Below are 14,248 nucleotides of genomic sequence, written 5' to 3' on the forward strand. Positions count from 1 at the left end.
GGTCCGATCCACCCCGCCGCCGCCTATTTCTGCAAGCATCCGCCAAGGCAGATGACCGATGACGAAGCACATGACGCCCTGGAAATGTTCATCGAGGCGACCCGACGGCGCTGATCGCAAAGAAGGGAGCGCCTCCTTGCAGCGCTCCCTTCCGCGCACGGGATCATCCTGAATATATTGTTTTGCTCATAGCGCCGTCGTTATCGATCGACGCACGCCCATCATTTCCAATATCGTCAGCAGCGCGACGGATGCCGCCTGGGCGATGACGAAGGCAGTTCCGGCCGGGGTGATGGTCGGGAATGTCGCCGCCGTCACGAGGCTCTCGAGGATCCATAGCGCATTGCCTGCGATGATCGCATAGACGAGCATGGCCGGAACCTGATTGCGGGTCCCGGTCCACAGGATCAGCAGGCCGACGGGGAGAAGGGCAAGGCCGGCACCCAGCGCGAATCCGGGCTCCAGCCCGAAAAGCGGTGCGAGAAGGTCGGTTCCGATGACAAGCGCCGCGCCCATGGCGAGGCAGCTCAGTGCGTCCAGCATCAGGATGCGCCCAAGGAATTTCGAAATCACCATTGTCCTGTCTCCATTTCTGCTCGGCCGCCGGAATGGACCGATGCCCGCAAGACTGGCGGGGCTGCTGATGCAAGTCGATTACTTCGGAGGTAATGGCCTGGCATTGCGCGCCTGGGCATCTTGCGCGGCGGGAGAGACGCCATGATCGAGACCAATGCGAATTTCGGAGAACAGCTGCGCGGCTGGCGCCAGCTCAGGCGAATGAGCCAGCTGGATCTGGCGCTCGATGCCGATATCTCGACCCGGCATCTGAGCTTCGTCGAGACCGGACGGTCGCAGCCTTCACGGGAGATGGTGATCCGGCTCGCCGAACAGCTCGAAGTGCCGCTCCGCGGCCGCAATGCCTTGTTGCTCGCCGCCGGCCATGCGCCCGCCTATCCGGACCGCGGTCTGGACCATCCTTCCATGCAGGCCGCGCGACGGGCCGTTGAAATGATCCTCAAGGGCCATGAACCCTTCCCGGCGCTCGCCGTCGACCGCCACTGGAACATGGTGGCGGCCAATGAGGCGGTGGCGCCCTTGCTCGCGGGAGCCTCGGAGGCTTTGCTCGCGCCGCCCGTCAATGTCCTACGCCTCAGCCTGCATCCGCAAGGCATCGCGAGCAGGATCGTAAATCTGGCGGAATGGAAGGCCCATCTCATGCAGCGCTTGAAGGAGCAGGTCATTGCCAGCGGCGATGTCGAACTCGCGCGATTGCGCGCCGAGCTCGATACCTATCCGGCGCCTCCGGTCGCTGAAGCCAGAGAGGATTTCGGCGGCATCTTCGTGCCGATGCTATATGACGTCGGCGGTCGGCAGCTATCCTTCCTGTCGACCACCACCATGTTCGGCACGCCCAGCGAGGTAACGTTGTCGGAGCTCGCCGTCGAAGCATTCTTCCCCGCCGACGAAGCGACCGCTGCCTTCTTGACGGGAAGTTCCTGACTTTGATTCAGGCGGCCGCGCGTGCCCGCTCGATGGCTTCCGTCACCACCCGCCGGGCATCCTCGGCGTCGCCCCAATGGCCGACCCGGACCCACTTTTCGACCTCGAGATCCTTATAGTGGGTGAAGAAATGCTCGATCTGCTGCCGCACGATTTCGGGCAGGTCGCCGCCTTCGCCGACATTGGCATAATATGGAAAGGTCGTGTCGACCGGCACCACCAGCAATTTCTCGTCGCCGCCGGCTTCGTCCTCCAGGAACAGTACCGCGATCGGGCGGGCGCGAACGACCGATCCGGGAATGAAGGGCGATCGGGCCACAACCAGGGCGTCCAGCGGGTCGCCGTCGGGCGACAGCGTGTGCGGGACGAAACCGTAGTTTGCCGGATAGCGCATCGGCGTGTGCAGGATCCGATCCACGAACAGGGCGCCGGATTTCTTGTCGAACTCATATTTCACCGGCTCGCCACCCACCGGTACCTCGATGATGACGTTCAGGCTATGGGGCGGATCGTCGCCCACGGGGATGAGATCGATGTTCATTGATTGTCCTGCCGATGTGAGATGCCGAACGCCGGCCATGCCGGCGGCAGCGCGCCCATAGAGCCGACCGCTTATGGAAGCGAGCGGTTTTCGGCATATTTCGACGGACCGGTCGTTTTACTCGATCCGGAATCCGGCAGTTTAGCGAACAGTGCAATGCTCCTCAGGAACTGCACCTCGTGAAAGCGCGCTGGCCCCGTCCGTCACCTCACTTTTGACTGGTCATATATTCTTGCGGGATCGGCGTTTCCGGCGTCTCCGCGCTCCAGGTGATGCTCAGCACCCACCAGCGCTTGCCGTCATTGAAGAATTGGATGCTGTTGATGCCGCGCATGAAGGGTTCCGGATCGCTCAGCGTGCGCCGGGCCGCATAAGTGGTGAAGATATGGGCGGTATTGCCGTACCGATCCTCGCGATAGGCGACCTCTCTTTCGTGAAACCCGTTCTTTTCGAGGTTGGGTCCGCTCAGATTGACATAATCTTCCGGCGTCATGATGCGCGCGCCGATCTTGCCCGTCTCCGCATTCTTGCCGGTCGGGATCATCAGCGCACTTGGATGGAAAAGCGACCGGAAGCGGTTCCAGTCTCTCTTGACCCCCGGATCCCCTGAAATGACATCGTAGAGCGCGAGCGTCACAGCGTGAGGGGAGGAAACGTCCTCGGGCCGTGGCGCGGGGACCAGCGTTGACGGGTCGGCCGGGGCGGCCACGGCTTGACCTCCCGCACTCTGCGCCGTCATCCCTGTCGCTCCACTTGCGCCAGCGGCTCCTGAAAGGAGCAGCGCCAATCCGATTTTCCCTGCATTGCCGATCAACGTCCCCATGCCATTCCTCCAACGCGGAGCCGGCATGCGTCCGCCGGCTTCCTGTCTTCATACTATCGGACAGGCAGAGGAAAATGTCGATGGGATGGCGGCAGCGAGCCGGCGAGCGACGGCATTGGTCATTATACCGCGCTCTCGCCGCCGTCCGGGAACGGTCACTCCGATGTGGGGCTTACCGTCTTTGTCACCTTGCCGGCGGCGTCGAGGAACTGGATGGCCGCCTCGCCGTCCGCCTTCACCTGCATCAGGATGCGGGGCTTCCCCTCGGCGTCGCTCAGCATCACCGCGGAAGACCGGTCGACGCTTCGTCCGATAAAGGCGCGGGGCGTGTTGCCGAGCCTCTTTTCGGCGACCCATTTGTCGACCATGGCCTTTTGTTCGGCAGGGGCGAGCTTGGTGAACGCACCCATCTCGGCGAACGGCATGGCATTTTCCGGACGATCGCTGATCGACAGGCCGGATCGGCGCTGCCCGTCATTCTCGCCGTGCGTAAGCGCGACGACCTGATCCTGTTCGAACTGGTCGAAGCTCAGATGGCCGCTCGATCCGACGACCTTGCCGTTCGCGTCGCGGCGCCCGCCGAAGGTCAGACCGCCATTTTCCGTCCCTTCCTCGTTGAAGAACAGCATGCCGGCCGTCCGCCGGTTGGGATGCGGATAATTGGTGCCCTTGTGGATGATGCCCGGCATCTTGTCCGTGTTGGAGATGACGAGACGCAGGGTGCCATCCGTCTCCCGGACATTGATCCTTTCGACATCGATCTCGCCCAGGCTGTCGACCTTGGTTCCGCTGATCGCCTGGGTCGCGAACGCGCCCGCCAGGATCGTCGTCACGATGGCGCTGTAACCCACCATGATCCTGTTCAATTTGCCGCTCATTCTTTTGCCCTCTCGATTCTTGCTCGCCGATCTCCTGCGGACCGACCCCAGTTCGAACGATGCGTGTATCACTGCAATCCACCACTCGCCCGAAGGAAGCGTGTCGGCTAGTCTTCGAGGATGAAGGACATCCGAAACATCGTGATCCTGACCGGCGCAGGAATTTCCGCCGAAAGCGGCCTTGCCACCTTTCGCGGCCCGGAGGGCCTGTGGGAAGGGCATCGGGTCGAGGATGTGGCCACGCCCGAGGCATTCGTCCGTGATCCGGCGCTCGTACAGAAATTCTATGACGAAAGGCGGGCGAACCTGAGGCTGGTCGAGCCGAACGGGGCGCATCGCGCCTTGGCGCGGCTCGATTCCGAATGGCCCGGCGATCTCCTGATCGTGACCCAGAATGTCGACGACCTCCATGAACGGGCCGGCGCGAAGCGCGTCCTCCATATGCATGGCGAGCTGAAATCGGCCTGGTGCCTCGCCTGCGACGGGCGGATCCCTTGGGTGGGCACGCTGAGCGAAGGCCAGGCCTGCACGGACTGCGGCGTTGCGGGTCGGCTACGCCCCGACATCGTCTGGTTCGGAGAAATCCCTTATGGGATGGACCGCATCGACCGGGCTCTGATGCGGGCCGACTTGTTCGTCTCGATCGGCACCTCGGGCGCGGTCTATCCGGCTGCGGGTCTCGTCCAGACCGCCCGCTATGCCGGGGCGCGCACCCTGGAAATGAACCTGGAGCCGAGCCTTGGCAGTCATTTCTTCCACGAAAGCCGTACCGGCCCCGCCGGCGCCCTGGTCCCGGACTGGGTGGAGGAAGTCCTGGCTGGTTAACCGCGTCGGGGCGGTGTTCCTTCCCGCATCGAGGAGAGATAATCATACGGCTGCAAGGCTCGACACGAAAATCTCGGCTCGATCAGGTGTGTTGTTGCCAAAACACGCTTTTGGTTTACGATGGACCCCGTCAAGTTGCCTTTCGGCTGTGCCGATCGCGCGACGAGAGCTGCCTGGCCGGCAGGGCCGATCGGGTTGCCAGGATTTCAGTCACTCTATTCTGGGGGTTCTTTTCCATGCACCGGCTCAAGCTTCTGATGGTCGCGCTCGCGGCCCTTTTCTTCACCCAGCCGGCGCTTGCGCAAGCGCCCGCCAAGCAAAAGGCGGTGCTGGTTACGGGCGCAAGCTCCGGTATCGGCCTCGCCATCACCAAGCTGCTCGCCTCGCGCGGCTTCTACGTCTACGCCACCGCCCGCAAGGACGAGGATATTGCGCGCCTGGAGGCGATGGACAATGTCAGCGGCCTGCGCCTCGACGTCACCAAGCAGGCCGAGGTGGATGCCGCCGTCAAGTTCGTCCAGGCGCAGGGACGGGGCCTTTATGGGGTGATCAACAATGCCGGCGTCGCCAGTGTCGCCGAGCTCACCAAGACGTCCGACGAGGATATCCTTTGGCAGCACGACATCAACGTTCTGGGGCCGCTCCGGGTCAACCGGGCTTTCTATCCGATGCTCAAGGACAGCAAGGGGCGGACCGCGATCATCGGTTCGCTCTCCGCCTTCATCATGGGGCCGCAAGGTGGCGGCTACGGCATGACCAAGGCGGCGATCGAGGCCTATGGTGAAACGCTGGCGCTGGAGACGGCGGCCGACGGCGTGTCCGTCGCCGTGATCGATCCCGGCTCTTTCAAGTCGAAGGCCCGCGAAAAGGTGTTCCGCAGGATGCTGACCGGCGACGGCGATTCTGAAGAGCCGCTGACGCCCGAACAGCAGAAGATCATCGATGACGTGCAGACAAGGGAGGCTCAGAGGAAGGAGCCGACCGAAGTTGCGGACGCCGTGCTTCACTTCCTGACAAGCGAAAAGCCGCATCTTCACTACATGGTGGCGCAGAGCGAGGAATCCGCCAACATGATCGTGCGCGCCGTGATAGACCGTGCCTTGCAGCTCAATGCCAGCCAGACCGCCTACACCCTCAGCCGGGACGAGCTCCACAAGATGCTCGACGAAATCCTCGCGGAGCAGGCCGTTGGCGCGAAGTGATGGGATCCGGACTCCCGATCAACCGATGAAGATGAGGTTCCTGCAATGTATCGCGTAAGGCTGTTGCTCGTCGCGCTCGCGGCTTTCCTGTTGGGCCAACCAGCTTCGGCCCAGGCGCCCGCCGGGCAGAAGGCCGTCCTGGTCACCGGCGCGAGCTCGGGGATCGGCCTCGAGATCACCGAATATCTCAGCGCGCGGGGCTTCCATGTCTATGCCACGGCTCGCAAAGCCGAGGATCTGAAGCGACTCGATGCGATGGCGAATGTCAGCTCCCTGCGCCTCGACGTGACGAAGCAGGCTGAGGTGGATGCAGCCGTGAAGTTCGTGGCGGCGCAGGGGCGCGGGCTGTTCGGAGTGATCAACAATGCCGGCGTCGCCAGCGCCGGCGAACTGACCAAGACGACCGACGCGGATATCCTTTGGCAGCATGATATCAACGTGATGGGTCCGTTGCGCGTCAACCGGGCATTCGCCGAAATGCTGAAGGCAAGCAAAGGGCGCACCGCGATCATCGGTTCGCTGTCCGGCTTCGCTGTCCGTCCTGGAAGCGGCGGTTACAGCATGACCAAATTCGCAACCGAAGCCTATACGGACACGCTCGCGATGGAATTGAAGGAAGCCGGCGTTGCGGTGGGCATCATCGATCCCGGCTCATTCAGATCCCTTGCGCGGGAGAAGGTCGTAACGCGCATGCTCACCGGCAGCGCCGATCTGGATCAGCAACTGACGGATGAGCAGAAGAAGGTGATCGCGGCGCAGCGGGCTGAGGAAAGCAAGCGGCCGGAGCCTGTCGTCGTCGCGGAGCAGGTCCATCATTTCCTGGCCAGCGACAGCCCGCGCCTTCGCTACATGGCTGCGCCTGACAAGGAGACGGCCGATCGCGTTATGCGTGTGACCTTGGCCAGGACGTTACAGCTCAACGCCAGCCAGGCGGAATATAGTTTGGGCCGCGACGAGCTCGTCAGGTTGCTGGACGAAATCCTGGCCCAGCAGGCGTCCGGCCGTCAGTAGCGCGAACTCTCCGTCATGATGCCGACGGACAGGCCGATCTGATTCGTTCGGCATGCGAGGGGCCGTCCGACGGATCGTTCAAGCTTTATCCGCCCGTCTCGTCACGGCATCGGCGCAATGCCTGTCGAACAGAAGGGCATTGGCAAGTCTGAGCCCTTGGCGCAGCGACTTGCCGAGGTCGCAGCTCAGCATCTCCTCCCTCGCACCGCCAAGATGGGCGCCGAGCATCCTGCCGAGCATGAAAAGATATTGCTCCTCCGGTCCTCGGCCATCGATCCGGTGTTCAGCCGCGGGATCGACGAAGAGGCTTATGTCGCGGCCGAGCATATTCAGGCGAGCCGCATAGTCGATGATGCTGCGAATGGGCACATTCCGGTCTGCGCCCCCGCCGACGATCAGCAACGGCCTTCGCATCCGGGCGGCATTGGCGAGCGGGGACTCGGCTTTGAGCCTTGCCAGCAGCGTCGGATCGTTCAGGTCCACGTTCATCTGGCGCAGCATCCTCCTCATATCCAAGCCGCGGGCAGGCCGCTTTCGGCTGCTTTCCACCTGCCATTGAAGTGTCCAACCGAAATCGGGGGGTGGCATCAAGGCGACACCGACTTGGAACAGGTCCGGCGAAAAGGTGACGCCGAGCAATGTCGCATAGCCGCCGAACGAGTGACCGATGATTCCCACGCGCTCCGGATCGCCGATGCCATGCGCGAGCAGAAAGCGCGTTCCATCCACGATGTCCGCCTGGACCCGGCCGTTGCCGAAGTCGGCACCTGCTGCCATTCGATAGGCACGGCCGTGACCGGTGGAGCCGCGAAAGTTCGGTTCGAAGACGGCATAGCCTCGATTGGTCAGGAATTGTGCGATCTTCGAATAGCCCGCCGGGGCGTGCGCCCAGGGCCCGCCATGGACATTGACGACCAACGGCAGACGGCGGGGTGCGGCCCCAGGTGGAAGCGAGAGAAAGCCGTGCAGAAGGAAGCCGTCGGAGCCGCGATAGCGGAATGGCATCCGCCGCGCCGCTGCGGATTCGGGAATGGCAATCGCCCCCGCCGAAAGGTCCCCGAGAATTTCCCGCAATTGCCTGGTCTTCGGATCATAGAGATGCCAGCGGGCATGCTGCATTCGGTCGCCGGTCTCGGTTACGAGCCATTTTGCCCTCTTGCCCCGTCCGACAGCAATCCCGAAGCCAGGCTTGCCGAGGCCGGCCCGGATGGATGCGGCATGGACACGCATCTCCGCAGTCAGCGGATAAGTGTGGACCGAACCCGATCGATATGCTGCGAACAGAGCCCGTCCTGAAATCGGATCGATCGTGACCTCGGCCAGGTCCGCGACATGATCGGGGTCTTGATGGATCTCATGTCGACGGCCGGAGCGGTCCAACCGAATGAGTCGTTCCAGATTGCCGCCCTCGTCGCCGGTGAGAAGAAGATCACCCGCGGCGGGACTGGACAGAAGCTGGCATTGTTCCAGCGGGGCGCATCGGAAGATGTCCGCCATATCGCCATTCTGGTCGACCTTGCGAACGGCAATAAGGCTGCTCGCCGCGATCTTCGCAAAAGACGGGGTTCCCGCCGCACCCGGCAGGAAATCCATGATCGCTTCCTTGCTCTCCAGCAAGAGGCGAGGGGGACGCCCCGGCGTGAGCCGATGCACGCGATATCCCGACGGCCGGAGGATTCCGGGGATATGGATTTCCTCACTCACCAAAATCGAACTCGGTCTGGTTCGGTCCACCCCCAGCACGAAGCGATTCTCTGGACGGCCGACTAACGTCAGCACGCCCGACCCGGGCTTCTGGACAATCGACAGGGCTAGCAACTGGTGCTGGGATTCGAGGAACAGCCAGTTGCTGTCCGCCGACCAGTGCAGGACTTTCGTTTCGACGCGGCGGAGCAAGCGGCGCCGATTGCCGGTGGCGCTGTCCAGCAGCCACAAGCTCTGCCCGGCATCGCTGCGGTGGACAAAGGCGACATGCCGGCCATCTGGTGAAAGCCGCACATCGACCAGGTTCGAGGGTGTAAGAAAGGCGCTTCTCGGTAGCCTTGGCGCGGATTTCCGGCTGCCTTCTTTCCGGATCGCCAGGTCGAGACCCGCCGACTGTGCCCCCGTCGTGCCGGAATAAGGGGCTCCGGCACCCAGCAGGGCGAGGCACAACCCGAATGCCAGTCTCTGGCGCGGGGCCGGGGGAAGAAAAGGACGCATCAGACGCGGTTGCGCCGCAGCGGGTAGAGAAGGCACAGGCTCAGGAAGGCAGGCAGGCCTATGGCGGCGGACGCGCCGGTCCAGCCGAGGCGCCGGGTCCGGTCGAGCCGCGACCGTGTAGTCCACCAGAAAGTTGCGATTGCCGACAGCAGGTTGAGCGCGATCGCCGTCAGCCAGACGATGTTCGGGATGCGCGGTGGAAGGCGAGCCTGGAGCGGCGCCTTCGGTGCGAACAGGTTGGTCACCATATGATAGACTTGCTGCAGAACCGGTGAGAGCCAGATGTGATGGAAACGGCTGGGCGCCGGAAAATCGTTGCTCAAAGCTCTTTGCGCGACCGGTATTACCTTGCCGCTTCCGTCCACCTTTTCCAGATGCTGGACGCCATCGGAACCGCCCTCGGAAGACCAGCGTCCGAACGTCTGGGACAACAGGTATCCGTCGAGTAATTCTATGAAGTCGATCCTCGACAGGTCGCCGATCCGCCCGGACAATCTTATACGTTGCCGGGCCGGAAAAGCTTCATCTCCGAAATCCAGGACTTCGCGGTCATAAAGGTAAAGGGCCTTGTCCGTGAGCAGGGCGACGGAGTCCCCGACGGGCTGGGGACGGGTCGCGATAGTCTCTCCCGCAGGGACATTGATGCGGGGACTCATCCGTTCCAGCTTGGGCTCGAAGCGCGCGAAAGTGCGGGCGTTCACGGTAGTGCCGTCGTCGAACGTCGCCGGCGGCTGCGCGAAGCTTCGATTGCTTGCGCTCAGCCCAAGGCTGCCATGGCGGGTGCCGTTGCGGAGCGACCTGCCTTCGAAACGCATGCTGTCATGGCTGAATGTCCAGCGGACTGCCCGCTCTTCGTCATCGAACATGATCGGCATCATGTTCGTCATTTCCCCCCGCGCCGGCAATGCGGCGAAGCCCGGCTGGATCTTGAGCGGATCCGAGAGCCGTACCTGTTCGCGCCAGATTCTCGTCTGCTGGTCATGCCGGCGCGCGAGGCCGGCCATCAGGAGATCGGAACTCCTGGCTCCGCTCGCCTCCACATGTCCGCCCTCTGGCGGCGCGCCGTTCAACGGGTGCGTACCGATCATGATCCAGCCGACCTGGAAAATCAGTCCCCCCGCGGTGACCAGCAGGAGGTAGAGCGCCATCTGCACCGATAATGCCGTCGCCAGGAGAGGCACGGGCCGGGCCGGCACCTGCATCACGGCCGGCTGGAAGGCACTCATGACAAGGAAGCAGAGCCATAGCACAATAAGCGCCTGGATGGCGATCACGCCGATGCCGATCGCTTCGCTATAGCCGAGAAATACCAGCAGGATGGGGATGAGCCACGCGTAGCGCCGTACCCCCAGTATGACATAGGCGGCCGCGAGATAGGCAGCGAAGACCGACAGGAATGTCGCGGCCGGCAGCATCCAATGGCGCTGGTCGACGACACGCGCGCTGAACAGGTCCTGCGCCGTCAGCATGATGATCATGGGCAGCACGATGGCGACGCCTATCGCCACCATCGCTGCGCCGATGAGGGCGCCGGCGATTTGGCGGGGGGCAACCGGGCGATGGAGAAGGTTGAGCCATCGGTTGGGCCGCCGGTAATGGCTCATCTGATGGAGCCCGAACAGGAGCCCACTCAGCAGATAGACGGCGGTGATGCCCTTGACGATCATCGTCGGCAATTGCAGCAGGTCGATCATTCGGCCGTAAAAGGCGATCAGGCCGCAATGGAGCAGGAAATAGCCTGCTATCCAGACCCGGAACCGGAAGATCTCTGCCTTGAACAGGTCGAGCATGAATGTCTCTTTCGAAAGCTGGAAGATCAGCGCCCCGCCGCGGCGTGGTTCCTGGCAAGGAAGGCGTTGACGGCCCGATCCAGGCTCACCCTTTGAGTCCGGATCCTGCCTGCGCCCGCGTCCCTGAGGAATTCCGCGAAGCCTTCGCCTTGATCGAGCACCAGATAATGGTGGATACCGTCGATCAAATGCCTCTGGAGCAGTCCGGGTATGGTCGCCGCTTCCGGCCCCTTGAACGGCACGTCGGCGACCCAGTGGCTGACCCGCTCGCGAAATTCATCGGGCGGAGAAATGTTTGCCAGCCGGCCTCTTTCCAGGATGATGAGATTGTCGGCGAGGCGTTCGATCTCCTCCATCTGGTGCGAGCAGTAGATGATCGTGCAGGCCTCGGTGGCATTGCTGTAGAGAAGGGATTCCATGAATGCGCCCTTCGCGACGATGTCGAGGCCAAGCGTCGGCTCGTCCAGGATGAGAATCTCGGGAGATTGGGCAAGCGCCAAAGCGAGGTTGAAGCCGGCCCGCTCCCCGCGCGAAAGCTCCCCCACCTTCTGGGACGGAAGCATGCCGTAATTGCCGATCGCGGACGCGAATGCGCGCTCGTTCCAGTCGCAATATTGGCGCCGCTGCATCGCGGTCACTGCCGCGATCGTCATCCACTCCGGGAGGCTATGTTCCTCGTTGACGAAACCAACGCGCCGCCGGTCGTCGATCGACAGGTGCAGGCTGTCATGTCTCAGCAGGAAGCTGTTGCCGGCGTCGGGAGGGAGGAAGCCCAGCAGGATGCGGAACAAGGTGGATTTGCCGGCGCCGTTCGCACCCACCAGGGCATGGATCCCGCCACGCTCGACCCTGAGGTCAAGATGGTCGAGCACTAGCTTGCTGCCATGATGAAATGTCAGCCCGATCGTCTCGATGGCGAGGTCGGGGCGAGGGGCGCAGTCGAAAGCCTGCTTTTCCAGTGCCGAAATCATGCGCTCTTCCTCGGCATGACCGCATCCATTTCGACAGCCAGCCGATCCTGGGCCTCGGCAAACGGCAAACCCAATGCGACGACGTCGTTGATGAACCGGCCGATTGCCTCATCGAGCCGCCTGTCGCGTTCTTCCGGACTAAGCCGCTGGCGTTGCACCGCAACGAAAATGCCGAGCCCCTGTCTCGCCTCCAGCCATCCGGCGGAGGTCAATTCCGAATAGGCCTTCGCGACCGTGTTCGGATTGATTGCGAGCTGTTGCGCAAGCCCCCGGACGGACGGCAACTGCGCGCCCGTCTCCAGTGCGCCGGTGGCGATCTCGACGCGGACGGCGTCCACGATCTGCTTGCTGATCGGGCGTGTGTCTCCCGTCGCAATTCGGATCGTCAGAGGGTGAATCCGCGCCATGCGCTGCTCCGTACTACGTGTACTAGGTACAATAGTACTGTAGCACAGTGGTTGCACGATATGTCCAGCCGTATTTTTCGGGGCAGCCGAAAACGTGCAGCGGGATCAAGCTCCCCTATTGCGTGACTGCCGTAGCGCCGCCGGCTGGCAGCCCTCAGGCCGCCTTGGCTTCCTCGAGCGCCTCGCTTGCCTCCAGCCAGCGCGCCTCGGCCTGCTCAAGATCGCGTTCGACCGTGGCGCGGAGCTTCATCAGCTCGGTCATGGTAAGCTTCGTGTCCGCCGCATCGGCGTTCGAAGGATCGAACATGGCGCGATCGATGGCCGACCGCCGCGCCGTCAGCCGGACGATTTCAGCCTCCTCGCGCTTGACGGTCTTTCGAAGTTCCTGATTGCGACTGCGGGCCTCCGCGGCGGCGCGCCGGCTGTCCTTGCGATTGCCGCCTCCGCCGCCGGACGCTTCGTTCCGGCTCTCCTGGTTTCGGCCGAGGATGAGGTCGGTATAATCATCGAGCGTGCCCGCATATTCGGCCGCTGTTCCGCCATCGACCAGTACCAGCCGGTCGGCCGTCAGCTCCAGCATGTGCCGGTCGTGGCTGACCAGCACGACGGCGCCGCTATATTCGTTCAGAGCTTGTACCAAAGCTTCGCGCGCATCGACGTCCAAGTGATTGGTCGGCTCATCGAGGATCAGCAGATGCGGGGCATCGCGGGTGATGAGCGCGAGCGCCAGCCGCGCCCGCTCGCCGCCCGACAATTTGCCGACCTGTTGGGTTGCCTTGTCGCCGGAAAAACCGAAGCGGCCGAGCTGGGCACGCACCGCGCCCGGGGTGGCGCCCTTCATCTGCCGCGTCATATGTTCGAGCGGCGTGTCCTTCGGGTCCAGCTCCTCCACCTGATATTGGGTAAAATAGCCGACCTTCATTTTGCCCGACGCGTTGATCGCGCCCTCCATCGGCGCCAGCTGCGCCGCCAGCAGGCGCGCGAGGGTCGTCTTGCCGTTGCCGTTGCGGCCCAGCAGCGCGATGCGGTCTTCCGGGTCCATTCTCAGATTGAGCCGGGATAATATCGGCCGTCCCTCCGTATAGCCCACCGCGGCCATGTCGAGTGTCACCAGGGGCGGCTTCAATTCGGTCGGACTCGGAAAGTCGAAGCTCAGGCTCGGATCCTCCACCACCGCCGCGATCGGCTGCATCCGGGCCAGCGCCTTGGCGCGCGACTGCGCCTGCTTGGCGGTGCTCGCCCGCGCGCTGTTGCGGGCGATATAGTCCATCAATTTGGCGCGCTGGTTGGCCTGGGCCGCGCGGGCGGATTCGATCTGCGCGAGCCGCTCGGCCCGCTGCCGCTCGAATGCATCATAGCCGCCGGCATAAAGCGTCGTCCTGCCGCCCTCCAGATGAAGGATGTGGTCGACGACATTGTTGAGCAGGTCGCGTTCGTGGCTGATCACCAATATCGTCGCGCGATAGGATTTGAGGAAGCTTTCCAGCCAAAGCGTCGCTTCCAGGTCGAGATGGTTGGAAGGCTCGTCGAGCAGCAGCAGGTCCGGTTCCGAAAACAGAAGGGCCGCCAGTGCCACCCGCATCCGCCAGCCGCCGGAAAAGCTGTCCAGCGGCTGATGCTGCGCCGTCTCGTCGAAGCCGAGCCCGACCAGGATCCGCGCCGCCCGGGCCGGCGCGGCATGGGCGTCGATCGCGTTCAGCCGCTCGTGAATCTCGCCCAGTCGGTGGGGGTCGTCGCTATGCTCGGCCTCGTCCAGCAGCGCTGCCCGCTCCGTGTCCGCCGCCAGCACCGTCTCGAACGGCGTCGCCGATCCCCCGGGCGCGTCCTGTGCGACATAGCCGAGCTTCGTCCCGCGCGGCATGTCGATACTGCCTTCGTCGAGATCCGACATGCCGGCGACGGCGCGCATCAATGTCGTTTTGCCGGCGCCGTTGCGGCCGATCAGCCCCACGCGGCTGCGCGGCGGCAGCGCCGCGCTCGCGCGGTCCAGGATCGTGCGCCCGCCCAGCCGCACGGTGACGTTCGAAAAGTTCAGCATGGCGCGCCCGATAGCAGCGGAGGACGCAGCCGGCTAGCATGGTCCAGCTGCGCTTACGTG

At 63.4% G+C, this 14,248-nt stretch carries 13 protein-coding genes; 4 read left to right on the top strand and 9 right to left on the bottom strand.

Annotated features, from left to right (window positions below):
- Nucleotides 1-186: 186 nt before the first annotated feature.
- Nucleotides 187-576 carry a hypothetical protein gene (locus RQX22_RS17480; RefSeq protein ID WP_315728216.1) on the bottom strand — a complete coding sequence of 130 codons (390 nt, stop codon included), beginning with the start codon at nt 574-576 and terminating at the stop codon, nt 187-189.
- A gap of 141 nt (nt 577-717) precedes the next feature.
- On the opposite strand from RQX22_RS17480, the gene RQX22_RS17485 reads away from it, so the two are divergent.
- On the top strand, nt 718-1,500 hold the full coding sequence (locus tag RQX22_RS17485; RefSeq protein WP_315728218.1) for a helix-turn-helix domain-containing protein: 783 nt from the start codon (nt 718-720) through the stop codon (nt 1,498-1,500).
- A 7-nt stretch (nt 1,501-1,507) separates the two neighbouring features.
- Here RQX22_RS17485 and ppa read toward each other — a convergent pair whose 3' ends face one another.
- The 3 genes from ppa to RQX22_RS17500 all read right to left on the bottom strand — a co-directional run bounded on the left by ppa (nt 1,508) and on the right by RQX22_RS17500 (nt 3,742).
- A complete protein-coding gene (gene ppa / locus RQX22_RS17490; RefSeq protein WP_315728220.1) occupies nt 1,508-2,041 on the bottom strand; it encodes an inorganic diphosphatase in 534 nt (177 codons plus the stop codon).
- A gap of 208 nt (nt 2,042-2,249) precedes the next feature.
- On the bottom strand, nt 2,250-2,780 hold the full coding sequence (locus RQX22_RS17495) for a hypothetical protein (protein WP_315728222.1): 531 nt from the start codon (nt 2,778-2,780) through the stop codon (nt 2,250-2,252).
- Between the two features lie 239 nt (nt 2,781-3,019).
- Nucleotides 3,020-3,742: a hypothetical protein gene (locus tag RQX22_RS17500; protein ID WP_315728223.1), complete on the bottom strand. Its 723-nt coding sequence runs from the start codon at nt 3,740-3,742 to the stop codon at nt 3,020-3,022.
- A gap of 120 nt (nt 3,743-3,862) precedes the next feature.
- Between RQX22_RS17500 and RQX22_RS17505 the strand changes: the two genes are divergently transcribed.
- The 3 genes from RQX22_RS17505 (at nt 3,863) to RQX22_RS17515 (ending at nt 6,780) form a co-directional block, all read left to right on the top strand.
- Complete coding sequence (locus RQX22_RS17505; RefSeq protein WP_315728225.1) at nt 3,863-4,567, top strand: NAD-dependent deacylase; 705 nt, start codon at nt 3,863-3,865, stop codon at nt 4,565-4,567.
- 236 nt (nt 4,568-4,803) lie between these two features.
- Nucleotides 4,804-5,769 (top strand): SDR family NAD(P)-dependent oxidoreductase, encoded by a 966-nt coding sequence (locus RQX22_RS17510; RefSeq protein ID WP_315728226.1) that lies wholly within the window; start codon nt 4,804-4,806, stop codon nt 5,767-5,769.
- 45 nt (nt 5,770-5,814) lie between these two features.
- Nucleotides 5,815-6,780, top strand: a complete 966-nt coding sequence (locus RQX22_RS17515; protein ID WP_315728228.1) for an SDR family NAD(P)-dependent oxidoreductase — start codon at nt 5,815-5,817, stop codon at nt 6,778-6,780.
- Nucleotides 6,781-6,858: 78 nt separating this feature from the next.
- On the opposite strand, the gene RQX22_RS17520 is transcribed toward RQX22_RS17515, so the two are convergent.
- The 5 genes from RQX22_RS17520 to RQX22_RS17540 all read right to left on the bottom strand — a co-directional run bounded on the left by RQX22_RS17520 (nt 6,859) and on the right by RQX22_RS17540 (nt 14,188).
- The gene (locus RQX22_RS17520) at nt 6,859-8,982 is read right to left on the bottom strand and encodes a S9 family peptidase (protein WP_315728230.1); all 2,124 of its coding nucleotides are present in this window, start codon (nt 8,980-8,982) and stop codon (nt 6,859-6,861) included.
- Nucleotides 8,982-10,772: a hypothetical protein gene (locus tag RQX22_RS17525; RefSeq protein WP_315728232.1), complete on the bottom strand. Its 1,791-nt coding sequence runs from the start codon at nt 10,770-10,772 to the stop codon at nt 8,982-8,984. The genes RQX22_RS17520 and RQX22_RS17525 overlap by 1 nt, the downstream gene beginning before the upstream one ends.
- A gap of 26 nt (nt 10,773-10,798) precedes the next feature.
- On the bottom strand, nt 10,799-11,743 hold the full coding sequence (locus RQX22_RS17530; protein ID WP_315728234.1) for an ABC transporter ATP-binding protein: 945 nt from the start codon (nt 11,741-11,743) through the stop codon (nt 10,799-10,801).
- Nucleotides 11,740-12,150, bottom strand: a complete 411-nt coding sequence (locus RQX22_RS17535) for a GntR family transcriptional regulator (RefSeq protein WP_315728236.1) — start codon at nt 12,148-12,150, stop codon at nt 11,740-11,742. The genes RQX22_RS17530 and RQX22_RS17535 overlap by 4 nt, the downstream gene beginning before the upstream one ends.
- 154 nt (nt 12,151-12,304) lie before the next feature.
- Nucleotides 12,305-14,188, bottom strand: coding sequence for an ABC-F family ATP-binding cassette domain-containing protein (locus tag RQX22_RS17540; protein ID WP_315728238.1), 1,884 nt, complete (start codon nt 14,186-14,188; stop codon nt 12,305-12,307).
- Between the last annotated feature and the right edge of the window lie 60 nt (nt 14,189-14,248).

This window comes from Sphingosinicella rhizophila (assembly GCF_032378825.1).
Classification (GTDB): domain Bacteria; phylum Pseudomonadota; class Alphaproteobacteria; order Sphingomonadales; family Sphingomonadaceae; genus Allosphingosinicella; species Allosphingosinicella rhizophila.